Source organism: Gelidibacter salicanalis (assembly GCF_007997285.1).
Taxonomy (GTDB): domain Bacteria; phylum Bacteroidota; class Bacteroidia; order Flavobacteriales; family Flavobacteriaceae; genus Gelidibacter; species Gelidibacter salicanalis.
The window spans coordinates 17,987-36,570 of record NZ_VORX01000011.1 but is presented as its reverse complement, the minus strand read 5'-3'; the positions used below and the strand labels follow the sequence as shown (position 1 = coordinate 36,570).

The following is an 18,584-nucleotide window of genomic DNA, read 5'->3' as shown; positions in this document are numbered from 1 at the left end:
TAATTAGAACTTTAAAATGAACTTAAAATGAGCACTCAAGACAAAAATCAAAAGAAAGACGCGCCTAAAAAGTCGGATCAAAAATCGGATCAAAAAAACGACCCAAAAAAAGCGCCAGCTAGTGGAAAAACATCAGCTGCAAAGAAAAAGTAAATTCATTTATTTTTTAAATTGATAAGAACTCCAGGTCAATGCATGATCTGGAGTTCTTGTTTTAATATCCATATTCTATTAAAGCTAATGTTTGTTCCAAATGAGAAAACACATGAGATCATTGGGGTGTATTTTTGTAGTAAACTAAAAATCAGATATTATGAACTTTCAGCGCCAATTAATTCTAGTAAGCTTAATGACCTTGGTTATGTCCTGTGATTTTGGAAAAAACAATTCACCAGATCATAGTACCGAAGGTAGAACAGTTCCAGAAAACGAGGAAATTACCAATACTACAAACTATAAAAAGACAGGAAACTTCGACGCTATGGATGAAGTGTCCGTTGGTAATGATAAAATCACGGATAGTTTAAATGAAAATTGGAATTTGGATAATCCTAAACGTCGAAAAAACTTATATTCTCGATTTAATATGACTCAAGATCAAATTAACCGCTACGAGAATGCAATCAGAGAGTGGAAGGAATCGCAAAAGGACGATGCATACAAACTTTTGTCCGCCAATGAAAAAATAAAGGAAGAGAATCGAATTTTGAAAAATATTCTTGATGATTCCCAGTACGAACAATATAAGCAATGGTCTAAAGCAAACGATTTAAGAAATTAACAGTAGCGTTACATTTAAAAATCATTGTTGTCCGATAAAGAATCAAGACCGCTGCGCTGTTAGAATAAAGAATTAAGACTTGTTTGCAACTAACTGACAAACAACGATCATTTAAATTAAAATCGCACATTCCCTCCCAGTAGAAACATTTTCTAAAATGCAAGGTCTCATTTCGGAAATCTTCTAATGTCCCTTGCTTTAAATGAGTTTGTTAATTTATTATTTATTTTTATCGGACACTAATGTTTAAAAATAAACTCTTATCTTCATAAGGGTTTTTTTTGTCTCACACTGAGAACGTTAATGCGTTATATTTTACATTAATAAAGATAATGATAGTCCTAAATATTCTGCAAATTTGTTACCCCGATTGAATTAAAAAACCTAAAACATTTTTGCTATGAATGATTTATATAGTTTTGAGATTCGTGATGGTCTGACTAAAAATGACCGTTATTTTAAGGGGTTTGTTGAAAAACAAAAGCTTACAGGAAAGCTGGAATATTATACTTTTCAACTGAAATGTTATCAAAATTTAAGGATCAATTTAGAGACTGAAAAAGAATCATCCGTTTTTTTGTGCGTTAATTTGGCTTTGTCCTCCAGCTTACGATTAAGCTGTGATGGCAAATTGTTGACCGTTCCCTCTTTTTCCAGCATCCTTATTTCCTTTAAAAGTGCTGAAACCATAGGTTTTGATTGCGTAGCCGATAAAGCCTATGATTTTATGCTCTTAAAAATTGGGAAATCAGATTTAGATCAGGAACAAACGGAATTGCTGAATGTCTTACAAGATCAGGGGATGCTTTTAGATGAATTTCTTAATCCGAAATTATTAGTTCCCAACCTGGGGATATGCGAAATGGCTAGAACCTTAAAAAAGTTAGACAAGTCAGGCTGCGAGAATAAATTTATAGCAAAAGGCTACAGTAATATTCTATTTGGTTTAAAACTTAAAGAGCTTCTGGTGCAAGAGGGTACTTGTGTGAAATCAGCTTTTTTGCGAAAATTTGAAATCCAGCAGTTAGAAGTGCTTACCACTAAGATAAAAGCGAATCCGCAACAGCAGTATACCATAAAGGAATTGTGTAAACAAACTGGGCTATCGGTGTCCAAGCTCCAAGCGGGCTTTAAGGAAATGCACAATTGCACTGTGGCCATCTTCATCAGAAATATCCGTTTGGAAAAAGCTTTGGATATGTTGCGTAATACGGATCTTAATGTGTCAGAAATTGTGTATTCTGTAGGACTCACCAGTAGAAGTTATTTCTGTCGAATTTTCAAGAAACGCTTTAAATGTTCGCCAAAATCCTACCAGCAACAGTTACGCACGCCTTCTTCAATGGCTTCTTAATTAAAAATAAGTATTAAACTCATCATAGAAAGTAGTGTTTACATCTACAACTCTTTGTTTGACCTGCTCTTTTGGGTCAAGCTCAAATGTGCCATTTAAAATTAACTCCAAAACGTCATGTCCTGATAAATAGTACGCATAATTATGTTGGGCGATGAGTACAGGTTGGGAATGTTTAAGCTGGGCTTCTGGTGTTTTATTGCTGTGACTCAGTATGCCACAGGATAAAAAACCATCTTCCAAAACATTATAAATTCCCGCAAAGCAAAATATTTTATTATTCCGCAATGATGTATAGTAACTCTGCATACTTTTATTTACGACTTCTCCCGTAAAAAATCCCGTAGCAAGAATCAAACAGCGTCTATATTTTAAGGCATCGTATGGCCAGGTCCTTGGTGAAAGAGATTCGCATTCAATTTCCAAAGTATTGTAAATGGCCTGAAAACTTTTCCAACTATCGGTATAGCCCTCAGGTAAAAGTCCCCAAATACCGTATTGGATGTGGTGAGGCGCGTCATTGGTAACTAGGCACACCGTGGCTTCCTTCCTGCCGTTTATTATGGCTTTTGGTGTGTAGAGCTGCCCATAGTCAAATTTAGATTGAAGGTGGGATTCTATTTCTTCAAGAGAAGCAGTATTGGAAATTTTACTTATCATCCTATAAATTAAGATCATTTACTTAGAGTCGGATTGTTGTAAAAAACTATTTTTTAACCTTTCTCATCTCTTAATGCACTAGAAGCATTGCATTAAAAGTCTTTTTCAGAATTTTCAATGTTTGCGATTACTTTTTTAAGGGATAAGACACATATGGCTATTATGAATTATGTAATTTCATGAGTCTCGTTTAAACCCAATCACTATGAACAACATGGACAATGACAAATTAGAACCCAAATACGACTCTGGCTTGGAGGATCGATGGGAAACTATCCGAAAGGAGTATAGAAAAGAGTATCCCAATATTACGGATGAAGATGTGGACTATAGAACAGGTGAGTTTGATATGCTGGCCCAAAATATAGCCAGAAGAACCAATAGAAGTCGGGAAGAGGTATCAGAAGAAATAAGGAGTTGGCAATTATAAGAACCCCTAAAAAAACAAAATTTTAATACACACTTAAAAGATATATTATGATACAGAGTACTGATGAAAAAGAATTCAATCCAGAAAAAAACAAAGAAGTTAAAAAAGGACCATTGAAACCTGAACATAAAAATCAATATGGAGAGACTTCCGATAATAAGAAGGATCGAAATATGTCTGAACGGGTGAGGGGCGAAGAAGAATAGTGTCTTGGTGTTTTTTCCAACAGCGCTTTTGAGATTGAAATAAGGCTTCGGGAATTGAATTTTCAGGTTTGAATTTTTTGTAGTTATCTCTAATTCCTTTTTTGGTATGGTATGCTATCACTTGTTTATGCGGCTAATATTTGAATTTCTAAAATGTTGATATCACAAAGCATAGATTTTAATTGAGTCAACATCTGATGCTTAAGAGCAGTTTTAAAGCAGTGAATTATAGTAATTTTAATTAAAAGTAGCTGATCATCCTCAGCACAACTAATCTAAAAATAAAATTATGGCAGAAATTAAAATTGAAAAGAAAAAACCAGTATGGCCTTGGGTCATTCTCATTTTGGTTGTTTTAGGAATCATTGCTTACTTCGTCTATGCAAATGATGAAGATGTGAATGACGATTATGATGACGATATTATAAATGAGCAAGTAATGGATACGACCAATACGCAATCAACCTATGATCCGTACAACGCAGGGAGCTCCAGTTCGTCATACAATCAGTTTATGGCATATGATCAATCTATTGCGGATTCAACACGTGTTGCTGTAGATTCCTCCTATACCAAGAAGGCGTTTTCTAATCTTACCAAAGCAGTAGTGCAGAAGGCGGATGAAAACAACATTGAAGATTCGGAAGCTCTATCAGATTTAAGAGATTTTTCTTCCTTAATAACTTCTATTTCTACAACAACTAAGGATACTAAAGGATTTAAAAATTTTAAAACTGCAAGTGATAAAGTTGTTAAAGTGATGGAAGATATCCAGAAAAAAAGTTATCCATCTTTACAGACTCAAGTAGCTGATTTGAAAACAACTGCTGCAAAGATTGATGGTTCTGTAATGATGAACAAGCAACAAAATTCTCTGTATGCATTTTTAAGACAAAGCAGGGATGTATTACAAATGATGAACAACTAAAAACTTAAAATGATGGCAGAACACAATAAACACCTCTACTATATAAATGAATTATCTGATTATAAAATTTCAGATGGGTACCCAGATGTGAGAGGCTGGGATGTAAAAGACGTTGATAATCGCGTGATTGGAAAGGTTGATAATTTACTGGTCAATAAAGATGCCGAGCGCGTGGTCTATCTAGATGTTGAAGTTGATAAAAGTATCATCGACTCAAAATACGATCCATACGGACGTCCAAGTCAGGGAGACCTTCGGGAATTTGTAAATAAAGATGGCGAAAATCATATTATTGTACCGATAGGATTGGTAGATGTTAACCAGGACTCCAACTATATTTATACGGATATTATTGACCATCGCACGTTTGCTGAGACCAAGAGATACCGTAAAGGTGATGACATCAATAGAACTTATGAAAATCAAGTGTTAGGTTCTTATGAGCGCCGTCAGAAAATATACAAAGATACTGATGGATTAAATACCCATACTAACGATAATCGCTATGATGATGATCGTATTGTTGATGATAATCTCTTGGGTGATGATAGACGAGTGGATAACAGGAATCGCATTACCAATGATCGTGACAACGAGAAGCATCATCTAACCAATGAGGACCGATTTGTCGACAAGTCTCAGCGACGCGATGATGATTTTAAAATGGATGAGGATCGCCTTAGAAGAATTATTCGTGAGGAGATTAGAAAATACCATCACGATGAAAATAAGTTAAAAACTTACGGAACGGCGGAAGATTTTTATCAGTCAACTGACGACGCTAACACTTTATCCAATGACGAAAGTGAATTAAGACGTCGTAGAGAAAATAATGATGTCTATGATGATGACAATTTTTACGAACGTCGCGAGTTTGATGACCGACGTTTTAACAAACGTACTCCAGGGTTGTAGAGTTAGTCAGTACACGCTAGAGAAAAAAAAAGAGAATTTACGTTACGTAGATTCTCTTTTTTGATTTCTTTCCAACACCTTAAATTAGAGCTGTATTTTGAAAGTTGTTTTCAGAGCATGTTAATATCTGTATAAGGCATTTACTCTTGAGTTAGGATTGGGCATATCTTCCTTTTCCATTAAGTATACGGCACCTCCATTTAAGAAGGTTTGAATCGCAGCCAAATTCATTAACGAAATCGTAGTGCCATCATCGTCACCTTCCGTTACTTCGATGAGATCATCTTCTTTGCTGTAAGTTCCAAAAATATCTTCATTGTTTTCACAGAACAAAGCTTCTATTTGTCCGTTTATAGCAGCAGGTAAAATTTTACCTATGCCTATTGCGGTGGTTCCTTTGCCTTGCTGCTCCATAAATTTCGCTATATGTTCCTTACGCGGTTGGTCAAAAACAGGTTCCATACGTTCCCAAGCCAATTCGTGAATGTCAAACATATCTGAACTACTAAAATCGACAACAAGATTATCTTCCAACGTGTGCGAATAGGTGTTGACTTCTTTGTAGATATCGAAGAGTGGCGTTTGCGCAACAATTAGTAAAGGCATGCTCTCATCTTTAAAAATTTCTGCAAGGCCATCATTTATCGCCCTAAAATACTTTTTGATTTCATTTTTTCTTTTCCCCGTAGCTGCTTCCTGACCGTGGTACATTGCCTTACCAGATCCTGTAGCACCTGATCTGAATTGAAGGTTCTTTTCTTCATAGTCAAAGCCTACCCGATCTTGTTTCGTTTCCGGAATTAAATCTTCAATATCATATTCAGTGAAACTGTGTTTTGTACACTCGTATAATTTGACATCGTCTCTATTTAAAGATAATAGAAAGAAACTGCCGTCACCTGCAAACATTGGCATCAGTGGTTTGAGGTAAAACGCGTTCGAGACGTAATTATAGTCTTGAAAATATACGGGGAGGGTATACTTATGAAAAATATCATCGGCTACAAATAGTGCGAGACCGTCAGATTGCTCTCTCCAAAATGAACTGTCATCAATAAGTTTCTGAATGGGTTCTGTAAATTTAGAGATACTATCGGCATTCAACCCCTTTTCTTCTAATTTATGCTTCACGTCCTTCAATTGGTTTTTTAATGCTAAGGGATCTTCCTCTTGAAGCACCTTTTTGCCACCTCTGTGCGTGGGAATAAAAATGGAAATACAAATGTCTTGAGTGGTGTTGTGTAAATCAGTAATTTCCTTTTTCGTTATCAATGTCATATTCTTTTTTTTTAACGGTTAATACTATAAAAATCTACAAAATTGCATGTATATAAAAGTGTGAACTCGACTATTGTAAAATAATGAGCGTCAACGGATAAGATAAGTAATTTTTTTCAATTTACATAGCCAATTGACGGGAGAAGTGCTGGTTTTTAAATAGGACAACATACGAACTGTAATTGAGCTAAATTATGTTTAAATTAACCTCCGTTTTGAACATTAAGCAGCTATAAATTTAGTTTCCTATGAACCAACCTCCTGTCAGTAAAAAATCATCGCCTGTTTTTCCTTGGCTAATAATGCTTTTGATGTCCACAGTGACTTTTTTAGGCATCCTTTCGGAATTAATGCCTTCAGGCGTGTTGCCTCAAATGATGGCCGATTTAAACATCAGTGAGGTTCAAACCGGGAATCTGGTGGGTTACTACGCCATAGCCTCTGCCATTTTTGCCATCCCACTGATTTCCATGACCATGCGCTTTAATCGAAAATATCTATTGCTGATATTGTTGCTAGGCTTTGCCATCTCTAATATTGTCGCAGGACTGCTCCACGATCATAGTATAATTATTATTTTAAGAGTTTTTGGTGGCATCTGTGCGGGAGTGATGTGGCCCATGATTGCTGCTTACGGTATGCGCTTGGTAAGCGAAAAGGATCATGGCAAGGCCATTGCGGTAATAATGGCCGGAAATACGCTAGGCATCAGTATAGGAATGCCAGTGATGACTTCTATTGGTAATACGTATGGGTGGCGGACGGAATTTGTCGGATTAGGGGTGGTCATTTTTATAATTGCTATCATTAGTCTGTTCGGATTGCCATCCTTGCCTGGTGAAAAACTTACTAAAAACGCATCACCGTTTGCACTTTTAAGAATCCCTTCGGTATTAATTGTTTTAGTACTGACATTATTGGGAGTGATGGCCCACTACGGGGTGTACGTTTATATCACGAGCCTTGTAGATGAAATTCAGTTGGAAGGTGGCATAGAGAGCGCATTGTTGTTATTCGGGATAGGCTCCTTAATCTCTGTCTTAGTGGCGATAAAGTATACTGACCAACATTTAAGGGTGCTGACCATTGCGATGTTTGGCCTGCTTATTTTATCTATGGCTGTATTTCTGCTGTTTGGTAGACTGACGGGCATGGGGCATGTCGCATTTTTTATATGGGGATTATCCTTCGGCCCGTTGGTAACCTTGCTTCAGGCAGCGGTGAGCAGACAGGTGGATACCGCCAAAGACGTTGCCACTTCAGTGCAGTCGTCAGTTTTTAATCTATCAATAATGATTGCCACTTCGGTAGCCGGACTGCTGCTGGGCAATTATTCGCCTATGGGTTTGGTTTATTTTGCCATTGCCTTGGCGGTTCCTGGGATGATCATTTCGTTTTTTGCTAAGAAAGCTTTGGGCAAATGATGGAAATAGTGGTTAGTCTGCGCTCATTTGAAGTTTTAATGGGATGAGGTTTTGAAGATAGGAAAGGGCCTTGTGGGCTGACATTTGCATTGTGCTCTATGGTTTTTTTTTACGGAATATTTGACATTTCACTTCGATTAATTTGAGAAAGTAGAAGGTACATAATGTGACATTTCACTTCGTTCAATGTGGCAAATATTTAGTGCGAAATGAGATCGCCAAGAGTGTTTAAGTGGCCTTATACCCAAATTGTCCTGTATAAATCAAGGTCATTTCTCATAATATCAAAACTTCAATTATGAGAAATGACATTTTTAAATTGGATTATCGAGTTTTTGCTTAAAGTTTTAAGGGTATATCATAAGCCATTTCTTTACGACGGAATAGGAATTCTCCGTTCCGTACGGAAGCCAAGACGTCTACTCTCTTACGAATAGCTTCATAAACAGAAGCTTCGTTGAGGACAATAAAGTTGGCTGCTTTCCCTTCTTCCAGGCCATAGGTGTCTTGAATATTTAAGCAGCGTGCGCCATTGTAAGTTATTAAATCGAAGTTTGTTTGGATCTCTCTTGGTCCCATAATTTGTGCCAAGTGGATCCCATTATCTAAGATATTCATCATATTGCCATTGCCCATTGGATACCAAGGGTCGTTAATAGAATCTTGGGCGAAAGCGACATTAATTCCAGCATCAATAAATTCCTTCACCCTGGTCAGTCCACGACGTTTTGGATAGCTGTCCTGTCGTCCTTGTAGATAGGCGTTTTCAGTAGGGCAGGAGATGAAATTCATGTTACTTTTTTTAAATACATCCATCATTCTAAAGGCATAGGAATCGTCTGCCGAGCCAAAGGAACAGGTATGGCTTGCGGTTGTTCTTGTGCCATAATCTTCCATAAGGACAAGCGCGTTTAACAGCTCCACAAATCGCGAATGTGGATCATCCGTTTCATCGCAATGCACATCAATCATCTTATCATGCTTTAAGGCCAATTTGACGATCTCATGAACTGATTTTTCACCAAATTCTCTAGCAGGTTCGTAGTGTGGAATGCCCCCTACAGCATCAGCCCCCATTTTAAGCGCTTCTTCTACTAAATCACGGCCCCCTTTATACATATACATCCCTTCTTGAGGAAAGGCGACAATCTGAATGTCTAAGGTATCTTTGAGTTCTTCCTTCATTTCCAACATGGCTTTTAAAGCGGCAAAGTTAGGGTCAGTTACATCAATGTGGGTACGAATGTGTTGTACCCCTTGAGAAACTTCATCTTTAATCCCCTTTAATGCCAGTTTCTTCACACTTTCTACGGTCAAGGTTTCCTTAAATTTAGGCCACATTTCAATGGCTTCAAACAGCGTCCCTGATCCGGCACCTTCTTGTCCCAATGCTGATAACGTGTAGACGTAATCTAAATGTAAATGCGGATCAACATAAGGCGGTAATACCAATTTTCCACCTAGATCAATCTCTTCTTCACATTTTGGCAAATTTGAGCCGATATGGGTGATTTTTCCATTTTCTATCACGAGTTCTGTAGCGTTATCATGCCGATATATGCTTGCATTAAAAAACTTCTTTTTCATCGTATCTAATTTTTAAAAATTTCGGTTAAAATTTAAAAGGTTCGTTGGAAAGTTAGGATTGTATTATGGCCTACATGTAAAGCTTAAGATACTACTATAAATTGTATTAGCGTTGCTTAAGTCGCCTCAAAAGCACGATAGCTAAAATTTATCCATATAATCAGTAACTATAAATTTTGCAATCAATGAACATTTGGCTCTTAAGGGATGCGTTAAAAAAAGTTTTCAACTTGAATTTTATACGTAAAATATAGCGACATAGCAGTGTAGAAGATCGTGACTATGTCGTTTTCCAAATGGTTGGTAAATGCCAATTGAATTTTACGGACAACAACCGGAATAGGACAATGGTCAACAGACAGATTATTTCTACAGGTAAAAGCGGCACGCCTAACTCTAATAATATAAAGAATACTGTACCCCCTAAGATGCAGGTGGTGGCATAAATTTCTTTTTGAAATATGAGAGGAATGTTACTTAAGGAAATATCCCGAATGACTCCACCAAAACAGGCAGTAATGGTGCCAAGAGCAATACAGCTTAAGGGATGCATCCCTAAAGAAATGCCGGTTTGAATGCCCACAACCGTAAAAAAGCCCAGTCCAATCGAGTCGAAAAACAACAGCACATTATGATAATTTTTAATGAGCGTTCGGAACAGGAGTCCCGCTATGGTGCTGAGCAGCACAATCAATCCCGCACCGTATTCAAATAGCCATTTTACAGGTACTTCACCTATTAAGATGTCCCGTAAGGTACCGCCGCCAAGTGCCGTTATAAAGGCAATGATAAAAGTACCAAATACATCCAGCTTTTTTTCCATGGCCGCAAAAGTGCCCGCAATGCTAAATGCCGCAGTACCGACAATTTCAATGACGCGAAGTGATTCCATTGCCTAATTGGGTTTTAAGTAAGTCGTTAAAACTAATTGTAGTGTGTCCGATCTTGTAAATTCTGTGGACAACACCATAGATGAATGGCATACAAGGTAAGCTTTTAGGTGATTTTCTAAGAGGTTGCAAATTCTTCCATATGGGAATGAGACCGATTTACACGGTATAACTCTGTACCCATTTCTGTTTAAGTTCCCGGCCAGATCGCATAACTTTTTGGTGTTCCTTACCCAAAACGACCACTGAGATTAATCACGTAGAAAATTTTGAATGAGGTTTAATTTAGCCGTTAGTTCTGAGCATTGGTAATCACCCATTTTTCAAAAGCTTCCATATAGGTCTTTAGAAAATCTCGGGTAGAATCGTTGGTCAATTTGCCCTTAGCGTCAAAAAGATCTGCCGCACCACCAATATAAGCTTCAGGTTGTGCCATGGTTGGCACATTGACAAATACCAAAGATTGTCTTAAATGATGGTTGGCACCAAAACCTCCTATGGCTCCAATGGATACACTGACTATGGCCCCAGGTTTTCCACTCCAGACACCTTTGCCGTACGGACGCGAGCCTACATCTAGTGCGTTTTTCAAAACACCAGTTACAGAACGGTTATATTCAGGTGTCAGAAATAAAAGTCCGTCTACCGCCTTAATCTCTTTGCGTAAAGCAACCCATTCCTTTGGTGTATCTTCTTCCAAATCTTCGTTATACATGGGAAGTCCTGATATATCTACCAATTCTAGGGCTAATGATTTAGGCGCTAGTTCTATCAACGCTTTGGCGGTTTTCAGATTAAATGATTCTTTACGTAGACTTCCTACGATGACTCCAATTTTGTAAGTTTTCATATTTTCTAGTTTATATTTAATGAATTAGTCTCTAATGAGAAATTGCAAAATTAATTTTCTGAAGGATTAGTCTCCACGCGTTTACATCATTATAGCGGTCAAATTTGAATGTCCGCCTGATCTGGAAGCGTTGCATTACACCTACTGCCAGGGGCTATACCCGGTGTTTTAAGACCAACACGGGCACGCTGGATTGGTACCCTAATTCCTGCACCAAGGGTTTGTAAAGCATTCTGGTAAAAAAATTGCGTTTTTGATTGATAAATGCTATCATGTCACTTTTTTGACTGTCGATAAAATTATTGATACCATCATGGACTGAAGGATGTTCAACAGTGTGAAATGTATGAGCGATATCTTTAAAGAGACGCTCTAACAACGCTTTGTTTTCTTGTTGGGATCTGTTGAGTTGGGCGGCCTCTTTAACGTGTAACACTCTGATTTCTGAATCGTGCATTGAGGCAATATTGATAAGATATTTGAGTTCCCGGCGTTTAAAGGGAATCTTGAAATCTGTTGGGAATACAATCTGTTTGGGCGACTTAAAATCGACATCCTCAGGAATTGCCAAAACAGGACATGCTGTAATGTTTTCCATAATATCAATGGTATTCATCCCGAACACGACGGTTCTGGAACTGGTCATTCCTTTGGCCCCCATAATCACGATGTCTATATCGTGTTTGGAAATGACGTCATTAACGCCATCCAATAAGGTGTTGCTTGCCGCAATGGTATAATAAGTATGTTTTGGATTTTTATCCTTTAAACGTAGTTGCTCCACCATTCTTCTGAATTTTATTTCAGTACTTGGCCGTTCAACATTGTAGGCGCGTTGACCGGAATACATATAGGAATACCCTTCAATAGTATAACTATCGGCATGATAGGTGTTCAGAAAATGAAACGTGCAGTCGCAATCCGAATACAGATCGAGTGCATACCGTGCTGCATTAAGGGCAGTCTTAGAAAAATCAGTAAGTAACAGTATTCTTTTGTCCATAGTGTATCGGATGACGCTATACGCGGGCGCCTCAATGATTTAACTTGAAATTTTTGTTAAAGGATAATATAGTGAATTTGCTGCGATTTTTAATTGACTTAAGGATAAAATTAACAGCTGAGCGTGCAACAATGTCCTTAGACTGGTGCAGTTTTATCTCTGTAATGCATTCACTCTCGAGAAGAGTACTGTGTTGTTTTTAGTTTTAGCGTCAATAAAAAAACCTTGCAATCGTCACAATTGCAAGGTTTTTAAATTATTGAAGGTGCAGATGGCCTTGAAGGTCTTACCAATTAATTACTGAAAATCATTTTTATTAAAGCGAAAAGTCAGTTAGTCTTGAATTCCACTTCTCGTCTGCAGCAAGTTGATGCTACTTCCATTCAGCGTATTATCGCCAACATCTGCATTGATTACGCGCTCAAATAAAATAGCATTGGTATTATTGTGAAATTCTGGATACTCTTGGTTAGTGATGACCGTATTGTTTTTAAAAGTCAATCCATTTACTGATTTGGCGTAAAGAATGGGGTGATCAAAGGTTTCAAATTTATTATTTTCTATTTTGATTCCAGAATGAAAATAGGTGGTCTGATTCTCAAGATCCGGAATCTCAGGATAGATGGAAATAATGGCGGTGGTAAATTGATACATACTGGTAAGGGCATTCACAAATTTGTTATCGCGGATGGTAACATCCGTACACGCGCCAGTTTCATACCAGCCGTTACTATCGCCACACAATAAAATGGCGCATCCCGAGGTGTGATCAAACAAATTATTGGCGATCAACGTTGGTTTGGGAGTGCTAAACAATGCACCTCTTGCTCTGTTATTACGAATAGTGTTTCCTGAAAAAATTACTGATGGCGTCCAGGTTAAATTTTCAATGCCAATATCAAAAGTTGTAGGATCAATCTCATGACCAAGGTCTTTTGCGAATGTAATGCGGAACGCTTTTAGAGGGACATCTTTAGATTTGCGTTCAGGTGTAATGGAAACAATCTTATTTTGATGGTCCCAGAGGTCCATGGTTTTTGACTTTACAAACTGAACGTCATCTCCAGCGTAACCCCAATCGAACCCGTAGGCTTGCGGATGCATGTAGGTTGCAATGACGGTTCGCGCATCAATCTTCTCCGTCATTTTAAGATAGGTACCATGTATATTTATGGCGTCGTCCATCATGCCTTCATAAAATCCGTTAGTTGAGCTAATTTTACCTTTACAACTGGAAAAATGTGTGGCGTCTGCTTGAGTTGTAAAGTAGCGCGGATCATCGTCGCCACGGAGGGCCACCTCAAATCCATCCAAAGAGATGTTTTCTGTGAGTTGGGCTAAAAGGCCCATGCCTTCAGCATAGTGTACTTTCACATTTCTAAACCCTATATTTTTACCTTTGTGGACAAAGATTCCAGGCGTTGGTCGGTAATAGCTCCGCATGGCCACTACGGTTCCCGGTATTAACTTGTTGTTTTTCCAATGGTGGGCTTTTATAAGGCCAGGAGATAGTTCGCTCACGCTGGAGGTGCCCACAGCAATATCACCACTATTATAAACAATGCGCTTAGTGTCTTCTTCAAAGGCGATGCCAGCAATAGGTTGCATTTCCCATCCTTCCCCAGTATTATAAAAAATGCTATCTCTAATGGTATAAGATACCCATGGTGCAGTCTCAAAAATAATGCTTCCGGCTAACGTATCATTCTCGACAATTTTCACTTGTGCTATATGGGGCTTTTCAAAATCGATACGTAAATTCTTTACGGTCAGGTTGGTATTTTCAATTAGTGCTAAAGGCAGCATGCGCCCATGGAACATTAGGTCAGAGCCATTACCGTCTAAGGTGAGATTCTTAAAACCATCCAATTCTATACCTACTAGTTTAGGATTGTCTTGGTCATGGTTGGAAATATAGTATTCTCGCATCAAGGCGCCTTCAGGATGAAATTCATAACGTCCTTTTTTAAATTGGATCACGACAGAATCTCCCGCGACTATTTCAGCTTTAATTTTTAGAAGAGCCAATGCAATTTTAGGAGCGCTATTCTCTTTCAGATTGGGCAACACCCCATAAGTGTCCAAATGGAAGGTTTTCACTTTTGTTTGCGCTTGAAGTGGCAATGTCAAACTAAAAATTAAGAGAAGGAGTAGAACAGTATTTTTTAACATGATGATTTTTAATAAGATAGTGAATAAGGTTGTTTTGGGGAGACAAAATAATCAATAAAGCCCATAGATCAATGGCAATGCAGTTATATTTCAATACCTGCTATTGCAATCCGTTGAGACAAGCGACAGAGTCCCAGTCGACCTCTACTTAATTGCAAATTAGGATTGGATAGGAAAAAAAAGAAATAATTGATAAATCTGCTTTTTAGGTAAGGTATAGATATAAAAAAACCTCGTTAATTTTTAAATTAACAAGGTTTAAATAAGTGTTACCGCTTTGTGACCCGACTGGGGCTCGAACCCAGGACCCTAACATTAAAAGTGTTATGCTCTACCAACTGAGCTATCGAGTCATTATCCCTATTGAGGATAAAATGATGATTTGATTTGCAAAACCTTAATGGAATAAAGTATGCGTTTTTAAAGGAAAAAAACCTTGCTAATTTTAAATTAACAAGGTTTAAACTAGTGTTGCCACTTTGTGACCCGACTGGGGCTCGAACCCAGGACCCTAACATTAAAAGTGTTATGCTCTACCAACTGAGCTATCGAGTCATTTCCCTAATGAGGGTGCAAATATAAAAGCTTTTATCAATATACCAAACCCTTTTTTAAAATAATTTTTTGTTTTTTTGCAGTCGCTAAGGCTATGTTTTTAAGAATCAATTTATAAGGGGAGTTATGAAAATTATTTTAATAGGGTATATGGGGTCTGGGAAATCGACAATTGGCAAAAATGTATCGAAAATGCTCAATTTTGACTTTATTGATTTGGATGATTATATACAAGAAAAGGAACAATTGACCATTCCTCAAATTTTTGATCGTAAAGGTGAGATCTATTTCAGAAAGAAGGAACACGTTTATTTAAAGGAGGTTTTAGAGCGTACTGATGTAGTTGTGTCACTTGGAGGTGGCACGCCGTGTTATGGCAGTAATATGGCTGCTGTTTTGAGCGCAAAAGATGCGCACAGCGTCTATTTAAAAAGCAGCATCCCAAATCTTGTGCAGCGATTGCTGCCCGAACGATTAGGACGCCCGTTAATAGCCCATATTACAACTGAGGAAGATTTAACGGAGTTTGTAGGCAAGCATCTTTTTGAGCGTTCGTATTATTACAGTCAATGCACAAAGACCTTGGTGACGGATGGGAAAACGGTTTCTGAACTAACGGAAGAAATTGTCCGCTTATTTTAAATAGGCTTCGTAAGATTTACCGGTTAAAATAACTTCTACATGTTCTTGTAAAGATGTAGAGAGTGAAATGCCTTTATAATCAGCCTTCACCGGGAATTTCTTGTGGTTTCGATTAACCAATACTGCCGTTTTAAAACGTTTTAAAGGCACGTTTAAGAAGTGTTTTACACCATAAATCAGAGTCGTTCCGGAGTTCAGAACGTCGTCAATCAGAACAATGGATTTATTGGTATAAGCTGAAGCATCAATAGAGGTAATAATTGCTTCTAGTGGATTCTTTTTGTCGATGATCACTTTACAAAGTACCACCTCCAAGTCCGAAATTTTATCAAGATTAGCCTTCAGTTTCTTGGCCAGAATATAGCCATTGGAGTCTATACCTGCTAAGATTACTTCTGCATCATCGACGTTGCTCTCGTAAATTTGATAAGCAATGCGCCTGATTTTATGGTTGATTTCCTGATGGTTTAAAATTACTTGTTTAGACTCGGTCATGCTACACATTGTTTTTTCAAAGATAATTAAAGCGTTTATTTAATCGGCGTCATCAGTCTCATAAAAATCATCAATATCCCGACGGTCTTTCTTGGTTGGCCGGCCAACGCCTTTTTTGCGGTAATAATCCTTAGAGTATTTTAAAAGTTCTTGGGCTTCAAACGCTTCTTTTGGCGTAGTATCGGTTATGTAAATACTGACTAATTTGGCTCCCAAGCGGCTTGGTGGGATGTCATTAACCGTCAGCTGATAATTGATTTGATTTTTTCGTAATTCGACCTTGTCAGTAGGGAAAACTTCGCGACTCGGTTTCGCGACTTGACCATTGATTTTGATATGACCTTTTTTGCATGCTTCTGTGGCAATAGTGCGTGTTTTATAGTATCTCACGCACCATAGAAATTTGTCTATTCGCATATTAAAATTTTTAAAACAACGTTAATGTTGTTGTGCAAACATATTATATTATTGTATCTTGCCGGCAAAAATAAGCATTATTGAAATACCACTTAAACGTGTGTTTTAATTGTCTTAGGTAATGATTTTGAGTCCGATACCTATTGCTTTTGAAAATGAATAAAATTAAATTGATGAAATTAAAAGCCTACGCACTGTTAACATTCTGTTTTTTAATGCTATTGACTTCCTGTAAAAAGGATGATGACGATGCCATAACACAAGTTCCACCACGTGACCGTACTGAACAGCAATTAGCAGATTTCGATTCTTTAAAGAACTATTTGAATACGCATTACTACAACCGTACCACCTTTACACAGCCTGGAAATCATTCGATATCAGAATTAATTATCACCGAACTCCCTAAGGATGGTAGTGGCAATTATTTGCCTATGCCAGATCCGACAAACAATCAGTTGTTAAGTGAGGCGGTAAATATTGATGCTCCAAAAACGACAACCTATTTAGACACGGAATATCAATATTATATTTTAGAGTTGAATGAAGGTGGGGGTGTCAATCCGAATTTTTCAGATAAGGTGAGACTAAACTATAACGGTTTTCTTAGTAATGGAACTTCTTTTGACGGCACCGTAACACCAACCGATTTCGATTTAATGAATTTGATTCCAGGATGGCGAGAAGTGATTCCTCAATTTAAAACCTCGTCTAATTTTGTGGAGAATGCTGATGGCACAGTAACCTTTAATAATTATGGGTTAGGGGTTATGTTTTTGCCTTCAGGTTTGGGTTATTTTAGTAGTCCTACAGCAACCATTCCTGCATATTCTAATATAAATTTCAAATTTGAATTATACCAATCAGAAATTGCTGATCATGACGGTGATGGCATACCTTCATTTATGGAAGATTTAAATGGTGATAAGAACTTGTTTAATGATGATACCGATGCAAATAATGTTCCTAATTTCTTAGATGGAGATGATGATGGTGATCGGGTGTTGACCATAAATGAAATGACCAGGCAAACGTATACGGTGAACAAAGCCAACGGAGATACAGAGCCTGTTTTGGCCGAAGGTGAATATGTAAGAAGTAGAGAAGTGACTGGTGGCATCCTCACGATTAAAACACTTAAAGTTGTTGATGCTAATGGCGACGGTATTCCGGATCATTTACAGAAATCTGTTACTACAGATTATAGTAAATAAGTTATACGTATAAAATACATCATAAAAAAAAGGCTATCATAATTATGATAGCCTTTTTTTTGTCTTTTTTACGAATGTTAAAGCGCAATGGAGAGACTCAAAATCAATTGGTCGGGTCTGGTGTCAATTCTACTTGGTGGTACACCAACAGAATTATCAATAAAAGTGCCTTCGTTTTTACTAAACCCTCTCTCGTATCTTAAATCGACACCAAAACCATTAAAGTTGGCGCCTACACCAAAATTAAGGCCCACGCTAAAATCGTTCTCGATGTCATCAATCGTAATGCCATCAAAGGAGGAATCTACGATATACTGTAAAGATGGGCCTGCAAACACACTCACCGGGCCTAAAACCTTCATGCCTACTAAGAGCGGAGCATCGATTTTTTTCATTTTAAAATCGTTGCTGTCGTATTCACTTTTGGTTTGGGTATAGACGAGTTCGGGTTTAAAATAAAAGCGGTTTCCAATTTTCCCATAGACACCTAAATGGTAGCCTACATTGCGATCAGGATGTTTTGCATTATCTCCAATGGATTGAAAATAATCGCCATTACCGTTATAATTTAATCCTGCCTTGATTCCAAATCCGTTTCCGTTTTGTGCTTGGGTACCTAATGTGATTGCTAAAAATGCTAAACCTGCCAACACTAATTTTTTACTAGTGCCGTTGCTCCTTTTAAGCTGTTCTTGCAATGTTTTCAGAATGTTCATAATTGTAGTTTTTAAGTTTGATGATGTATTTGATGTTCGGTATAATCAAAAACGCTGCCAAACGACA

At 37.6% G+C, this 18,584-nt stretch carries 20 protein-coding genes and 2 tRNA genes; 10 read left to right on the top strand and 12 right to left on the bottom strand.

Annotated elements, in window-relative coordinates; genetic code table 11:
- The first annotated feature begins 27 nt into the window (after window positions 1-27).
- The 3 genes from ES711_RS16590 to ES711_RS15685 all read left to right on the top strand — a co-directional run bounded on the left by ES711_RS16590 (window position 28) and on the right by ES711_RS15685 (window position 2,135).
- Window positions 28-153: a hypothetical protein gene (locus tag ES711_RS16590; protein WP_262713431.1), complete on the top strand. Its 126-nt coding sequence runs from the start codon at window positions 28-30 to the stop codon at window positions 151-153.
- A 160-nt stretch (window positions 154-313) separates the two neighbouring features.
- Entirely contained in the window at window positions 314-781 is a 468-nt protein-coding gene (locus ES711_RS15690) for a hypothetical protein (RefSeq protein WP_146894256.1), read from the top strand.
- 400 nt (window positions 782-1,181) lie between these two features.
- On the top strand, window positions 1,182-2,135 hold the full coding sequence (locus ES711_RS15685) for a helix-turn-helix domain-containing protein (protein WP_146894255.1): 954 nt from the start codon (window positions 1,182-1,184) through the stop codon (window positions 2,133-2,135).
- Here ES711_RS15685 and ES711_RS15680 read toward each other — a convergent pair whose 3' ends face one another.
- On the bottom strand, window positions 2,136-2,795 hold the full coding sequence (locus ES711_RS15680; RefSeq protein WP_170245290.1) for an SOS response-associated peptidase family protein: 660 nt from the start codon (window positions 2,793-2,795) through the stop codon (window positions 2,136-2,138).
- 205 nt (window positions 2,796-3,000) lie between these two features.
- On the opposite strand from ES711_RS15680, the gene ES711_RS15675 reads away from it, so the two are divergent.
- From ES711_RS15675 to ES711_RS15665, 4 genes are all read left to right on the top strand, one after another.
- Window positions 3,001-3,225, top strand: coding sequence for a hypothetical protein (locus ES711_RS15675; RefSeq protein ID WP_146894253.1), 225 nt, complete (start codon window positions 3,001-3,003; stop codon window positions 3,223-3,225).
- Window positions 3,226-3,272: 47 nt separating this feature from the next.
- Window positions 3,273-3,431, top strand: coding sequence for a hypothetical protein (locus tag ES711_RS16320; RefSeq protein ID WP_170245289.1), 159 nt, complete (start codon window positions 3,273-3,275; stop codon window positions 3,429-3,431).
- A gap of 289 nt (window positions 3,432-3,720) precedes the next feature.
- Window positions 3,721-4,359 carry a hypothetical protein gene (locus ES711_RS15670; RefSeq protein WP_146894252.1) on the top strand — a complete coding sequence of 213 codons (639 nt, stop codon included), beginning with the start codon at window positions 3,721-3,723 and terminating at the stop codon, window positions 4,357-4,359.
- Window positions 4,360-4,368: 9 nt separating this feature from the next.
- On the top strand, window positions 4,369-5,274 hold the full coding sequence (locus ES711_RS15665) for a YlmC/YmxH family sporulation protein (RefSeq protein WP_246139222.1): 906 nt from the start codon (window positions 4,369-4,371) through the stop codon (window positions 5,272-5,274).
- Between the two features lie 120 nt (window positions 5,275-5,394).
- Here the strand turns inward: ES711_RS15665 and ES711_RS15660 are convergent, their stop codons facing one another.
- Window positions 5,395-6,552 carry a baeRF7 domain-containing protein gene (locus tag ES711_RS15660; RefSeq protein WP_146894251.1) on the bottom strand — a complete coding sequence of 386 codons (1,158 nt, stop codon included), beginning with the start codon at window positions 6,550-6,552 and terminating at the stop codon, window positions 5,395-5,397.
- 311 nt (window positions 6,553-6,863) lie between these two features.
- On the opposite strand from ES711_RS15660, the gene ES711_RS15655 reads away from it, so the two are divergent.
- A complete protein-coding gene (locus ES711_RS15655; protein WP_246139221.1) occupies window positions 6,864-7,976 on the top strand; it encodes an MFS transporter in 1,113 nt (370 codons plus the stop codon).
- 339 nt (window positions 7,977-8,315) lie between these two features.
- On the opposite strand, the gene ES711_RS15650 is transcribed toward ES711_RS15655, so the two are convergent.
- The 7 genes from ES711_RS15650 to ES711_RS15620 form a co-directional block, all read right to left on the bottom strand.
- Complete coding sequence (locus ES711_RS15650; RefSeq protein WP_146894249.1) at window positions 8,316-9,563, bottom strand: amidohydrolase family protein; 1,248 nt, start codon at window positions 9,561-9,563, stop codon at window positions 8,316-8,318.
- Between the two features lie 280 nt (window positions 9,564-9,843).
- A complete protein-coding gene (locus tag ES711_RS15645) occupies window positions 9,844-10,455 on the bottom strand; it encodes a trimeric intracellular cation channel family protein (protein ID WP_146894248.1) in 612 nt (203 codons plus the stop codon).
- A 290-nt stretch (window positions 10,456-10,745) separates the two neighbouring features.
- Window positions 10,746-11,303, bottom strand: coding sequence for an NADPH-dependent FMN reductase (locus ES711_RS15640; RefSeq protein ID WP_146894247.1), 558 nt, complete (start codon window positions 11,301-11,303; stop codon window positions 10,746-10,748).
- Between the two features lie 154 nt (window positions 11,304-11,457).
- Window positions 11,458-12,306, bottom strand: a complete 849-nt coding sequence (locus ES711_RS15635; RefSeq protein ID WP_146894246.1) for a universal stress protein — start codon at window positions 12,304-12,306, stop codon at window positions 11,458-11,460.
- A gap of 333 nt (window positions 12,307-12,639) precedes the next feature.
- The gene (locus ES711_RS15630; protein ID WP_146894245.1) at window positions 12,640-14,478 is read right to left on the bottom strand and encodes a right-handed parallel beta-helix repeat-containing protein; all 1,839 of its coding nucleotides are present in this window, start codon (window positions 14,476-14,478) and stop codon (window positions 12,640-12,642) included.
- A 280-nt stretch (window positions 14,479-14,758) separates the two neighbouring features.
- Window positions 14,759-14,831, bottom strand: a tRNA-Lys gene (locus ES711_RS15625).
- Window positions 14,832-14,960: 129 nt separating this feature from the next.
- Window positions 14,961-15,033, bottom strand: a tRNA-Lys gene (locus tag ES711_RS15620).
- A gap of 126 nt (window positions 15,034-15,159) precedes the next feature.
- Between ES711_RS15620 and ES711_RS15615 the strand changes: the two genes are divergently transcribed.
- Complete coding sequence (locus ES711_RS15615) at window positions 15,160-15,675, top strand: shikimate kinase (protein ID WP_146894244.1); 516 nt, start codon at window positions 15,160-15,162, stop codon at window positions 15,673-15,675.
- On the opposite strand, the gene ES711_RS15610 is transcribed toward ES711_RS15615, so the two are convergent.
- Window positions 15,667-16,170, bottom strand: coding sequence for a phosphoribosyltransferase family protein (locus ES711_RS15610; RefSeq protein WP_146894243.1), 504 nt, complete (start codon window positions 16,168-16,170; stop codon window positions 15,667-15,669). The two genes, ES711_RS15615 and ES711_RS15610, sit on opposite strands and share 9 nt — an antisense overlap.
- Window positions 16,171-16,209: 39 nt before the next feature.
- Window positions 16,210-16,587, bottom strand: coding sequence for an RNA-binding S4 domain-containing protein (locus tag ES711_RS15605; protein WP_146894242.1), 378 nt, complete (start codon window positions 16,585-16,587; stop codon window positions 16,210-16,212).
- A 173-nt stretch (window positions 16,588-16,760) separates the two neighbouring features.
- Here ES711_RS15605 and ES711_RS15600 point away from each other — a divergent pair, with 173 nt between their 5' ends.
- A complete protein-coding gene (locus ES711_RS15600; RefSeq protein WP_146894241.1) occupies window positions 16,761-17,801 on the top strand; it encodes an FKBP-type peptidyl-prolyl cis-trans isomerase in 1,041 nt (346 codons plus the stop codon).
- A gap of 77 nt (window positions 17,802-17,878) precedes the next feature.
- Here ES711_RS15600 and ES711_RS15595 read toward each other — a convergent pair whose 3' ends face one another.
- Window positions 17,879-18,517, bottom strand: a complete 639-nt coding sequence (locus ES711_RS15595) for an outer membrane beta-barrel protein (protein ID WP_146894240.1) — start codon at window positions 18,515-18,517, stop codon at window positions 17,879-17,881.
- Window positions 18,518-18,584: the final 67 nt, after the last annotated feature.

Bases quoted from the DNA above. Each gene is read 5' to 3' on its own strand.
- ES711_RS15645 (WP_146894248.1), bottom strand. From the start codon at position 10,455: ATGGAATCACTTCGCGTCATTGAAATTGTCGGTACTGCGGCATTTAGC.
- ES711_RS15660 (WP_146894251.1), bottom strand. From the start codon at position 6,552: ATGACATTGATAACGAAAAAGGAAATTACTGATTTACACAACACCACT.
- ES711_RS15605 (WP_146894242.1), bottom strand. From the start codon at position 16,587: ATGCGAATAGACAAATTTCTATGGTGCGTGAGATACTATAAAACACGC.
- ES711_RS15655 (WP_246139221.1), top strand. From the start codon at position 6,864: ATGTCCACAGTGACTTTTTTAGGCATCCTTTCGGAATTAATGCCTTCA.
- ES711_RS15600 (WP_146894241.1), top strand. From the start codon at position 16,761: ATGAAATTAAAAGCCTACGCACTGTTAACATTCTGTTTTTTAATGCTA.
- ES711_RS16590 (WP_262713431.1), top strand. From the start codon at position 28: ATGAGCACTCAAGACAAAAATCAAAAGAAAGACGCGCCTAAAAAGTCG.
- ES711_RS15685 (WP_146894255.1), top strand. From the start codon at position 1,182: ATGAATGATTTATATAGTTTTGAGATTCGTGATGGTCTGACTAAAAAT.
- ES711_RS15650 (WP_146894249.1), bottom strand. From the start codon at position 9,563: ATGAAAAAGAAGTTTTTTAATGCAAGCATATATCGGCATGATAACGCT.
- ES711_RS15690 (WP_146894256.1), top strand. From the start codon at position 314: ATGAACTTTCAGCGCCAATTAATTCTAGTAAGCTTAATGACCTTGGTT.
- ES711_RS15635 (WP_146894246.1), bottom strand. From the start codon at position 12,306: ATGGACAAAAGAATACTGTTACTTACTGATTTTTCTAAGACTGCCCTT.
- ES711_RS15680 (WP_170245290.1), bottom strand. From the start codon at position 2,795: ATGATAAGTAAAATTTCCAATACTGCTTCTCTTGAAGAAATAGAATCC.
- ES711_RS15665 (WP_246139222.1), top strand. From the start codon at position 4,369: ATGATGGCAGAACACAATAAACACCTCTACTATATAAATGAATTATCT.
- ES711_RS15610 (WP_146894243.1), bottom strand. From the start codon at position 16,170: ATGACCGAGTCTAAACAAGTAATTTTAAACCATCAGGAAATCAACCAT.
- ES711_RS15595 (WP_146894240.1), bottom strand. From the start codon at position 18,517: ATGAACATTCTGAAAACATTGCAAGAACAGCTTAAAAGGAGCAACGGC.
- ES711_RS15630 (WP_146894245.1), bottom strand. From the start codon at position 14,478: ATGTTAAAAAATACTGTTCTACTCCTTCTCTTAATTTTTAGTTTGACA.
- ES711_RS15675 (WP_146894253.1), top strand. From the start codon at position 3,001: ATGAACAACATGGACAATGACAAATTAGAACCCAAATACGACTCTGGC.
- ES711_RS15615 (WP_146894244.1), top strand. From the start codon at position 15,160: ATGAAAATTATTTTAATAGGGTATATGGGGTCTGGGAAATCGACAATT.
- ES711_RS15640 (WP_146894247.1), bottom strand. From the start codon at position 11,303: ATGAAAACTTACAAAATTGGAGTCATCGTAGGAAGTCTACGTAAAGAA.
- ES711_RS16320 (WP_170245289.1), top strand. From the start codon at position 3,273: ATGATACAGAGTACTGATGAAAAAGAATTCAATCCAGAAAAAAACAAA.
- ES711_RS15670 (WP_146894252.1), top strand. From the start codon at position 3,721: ATGGCAGAAATTAAAATTGAAAAGAAAAAACCAGTATGGCCTTGGGTC.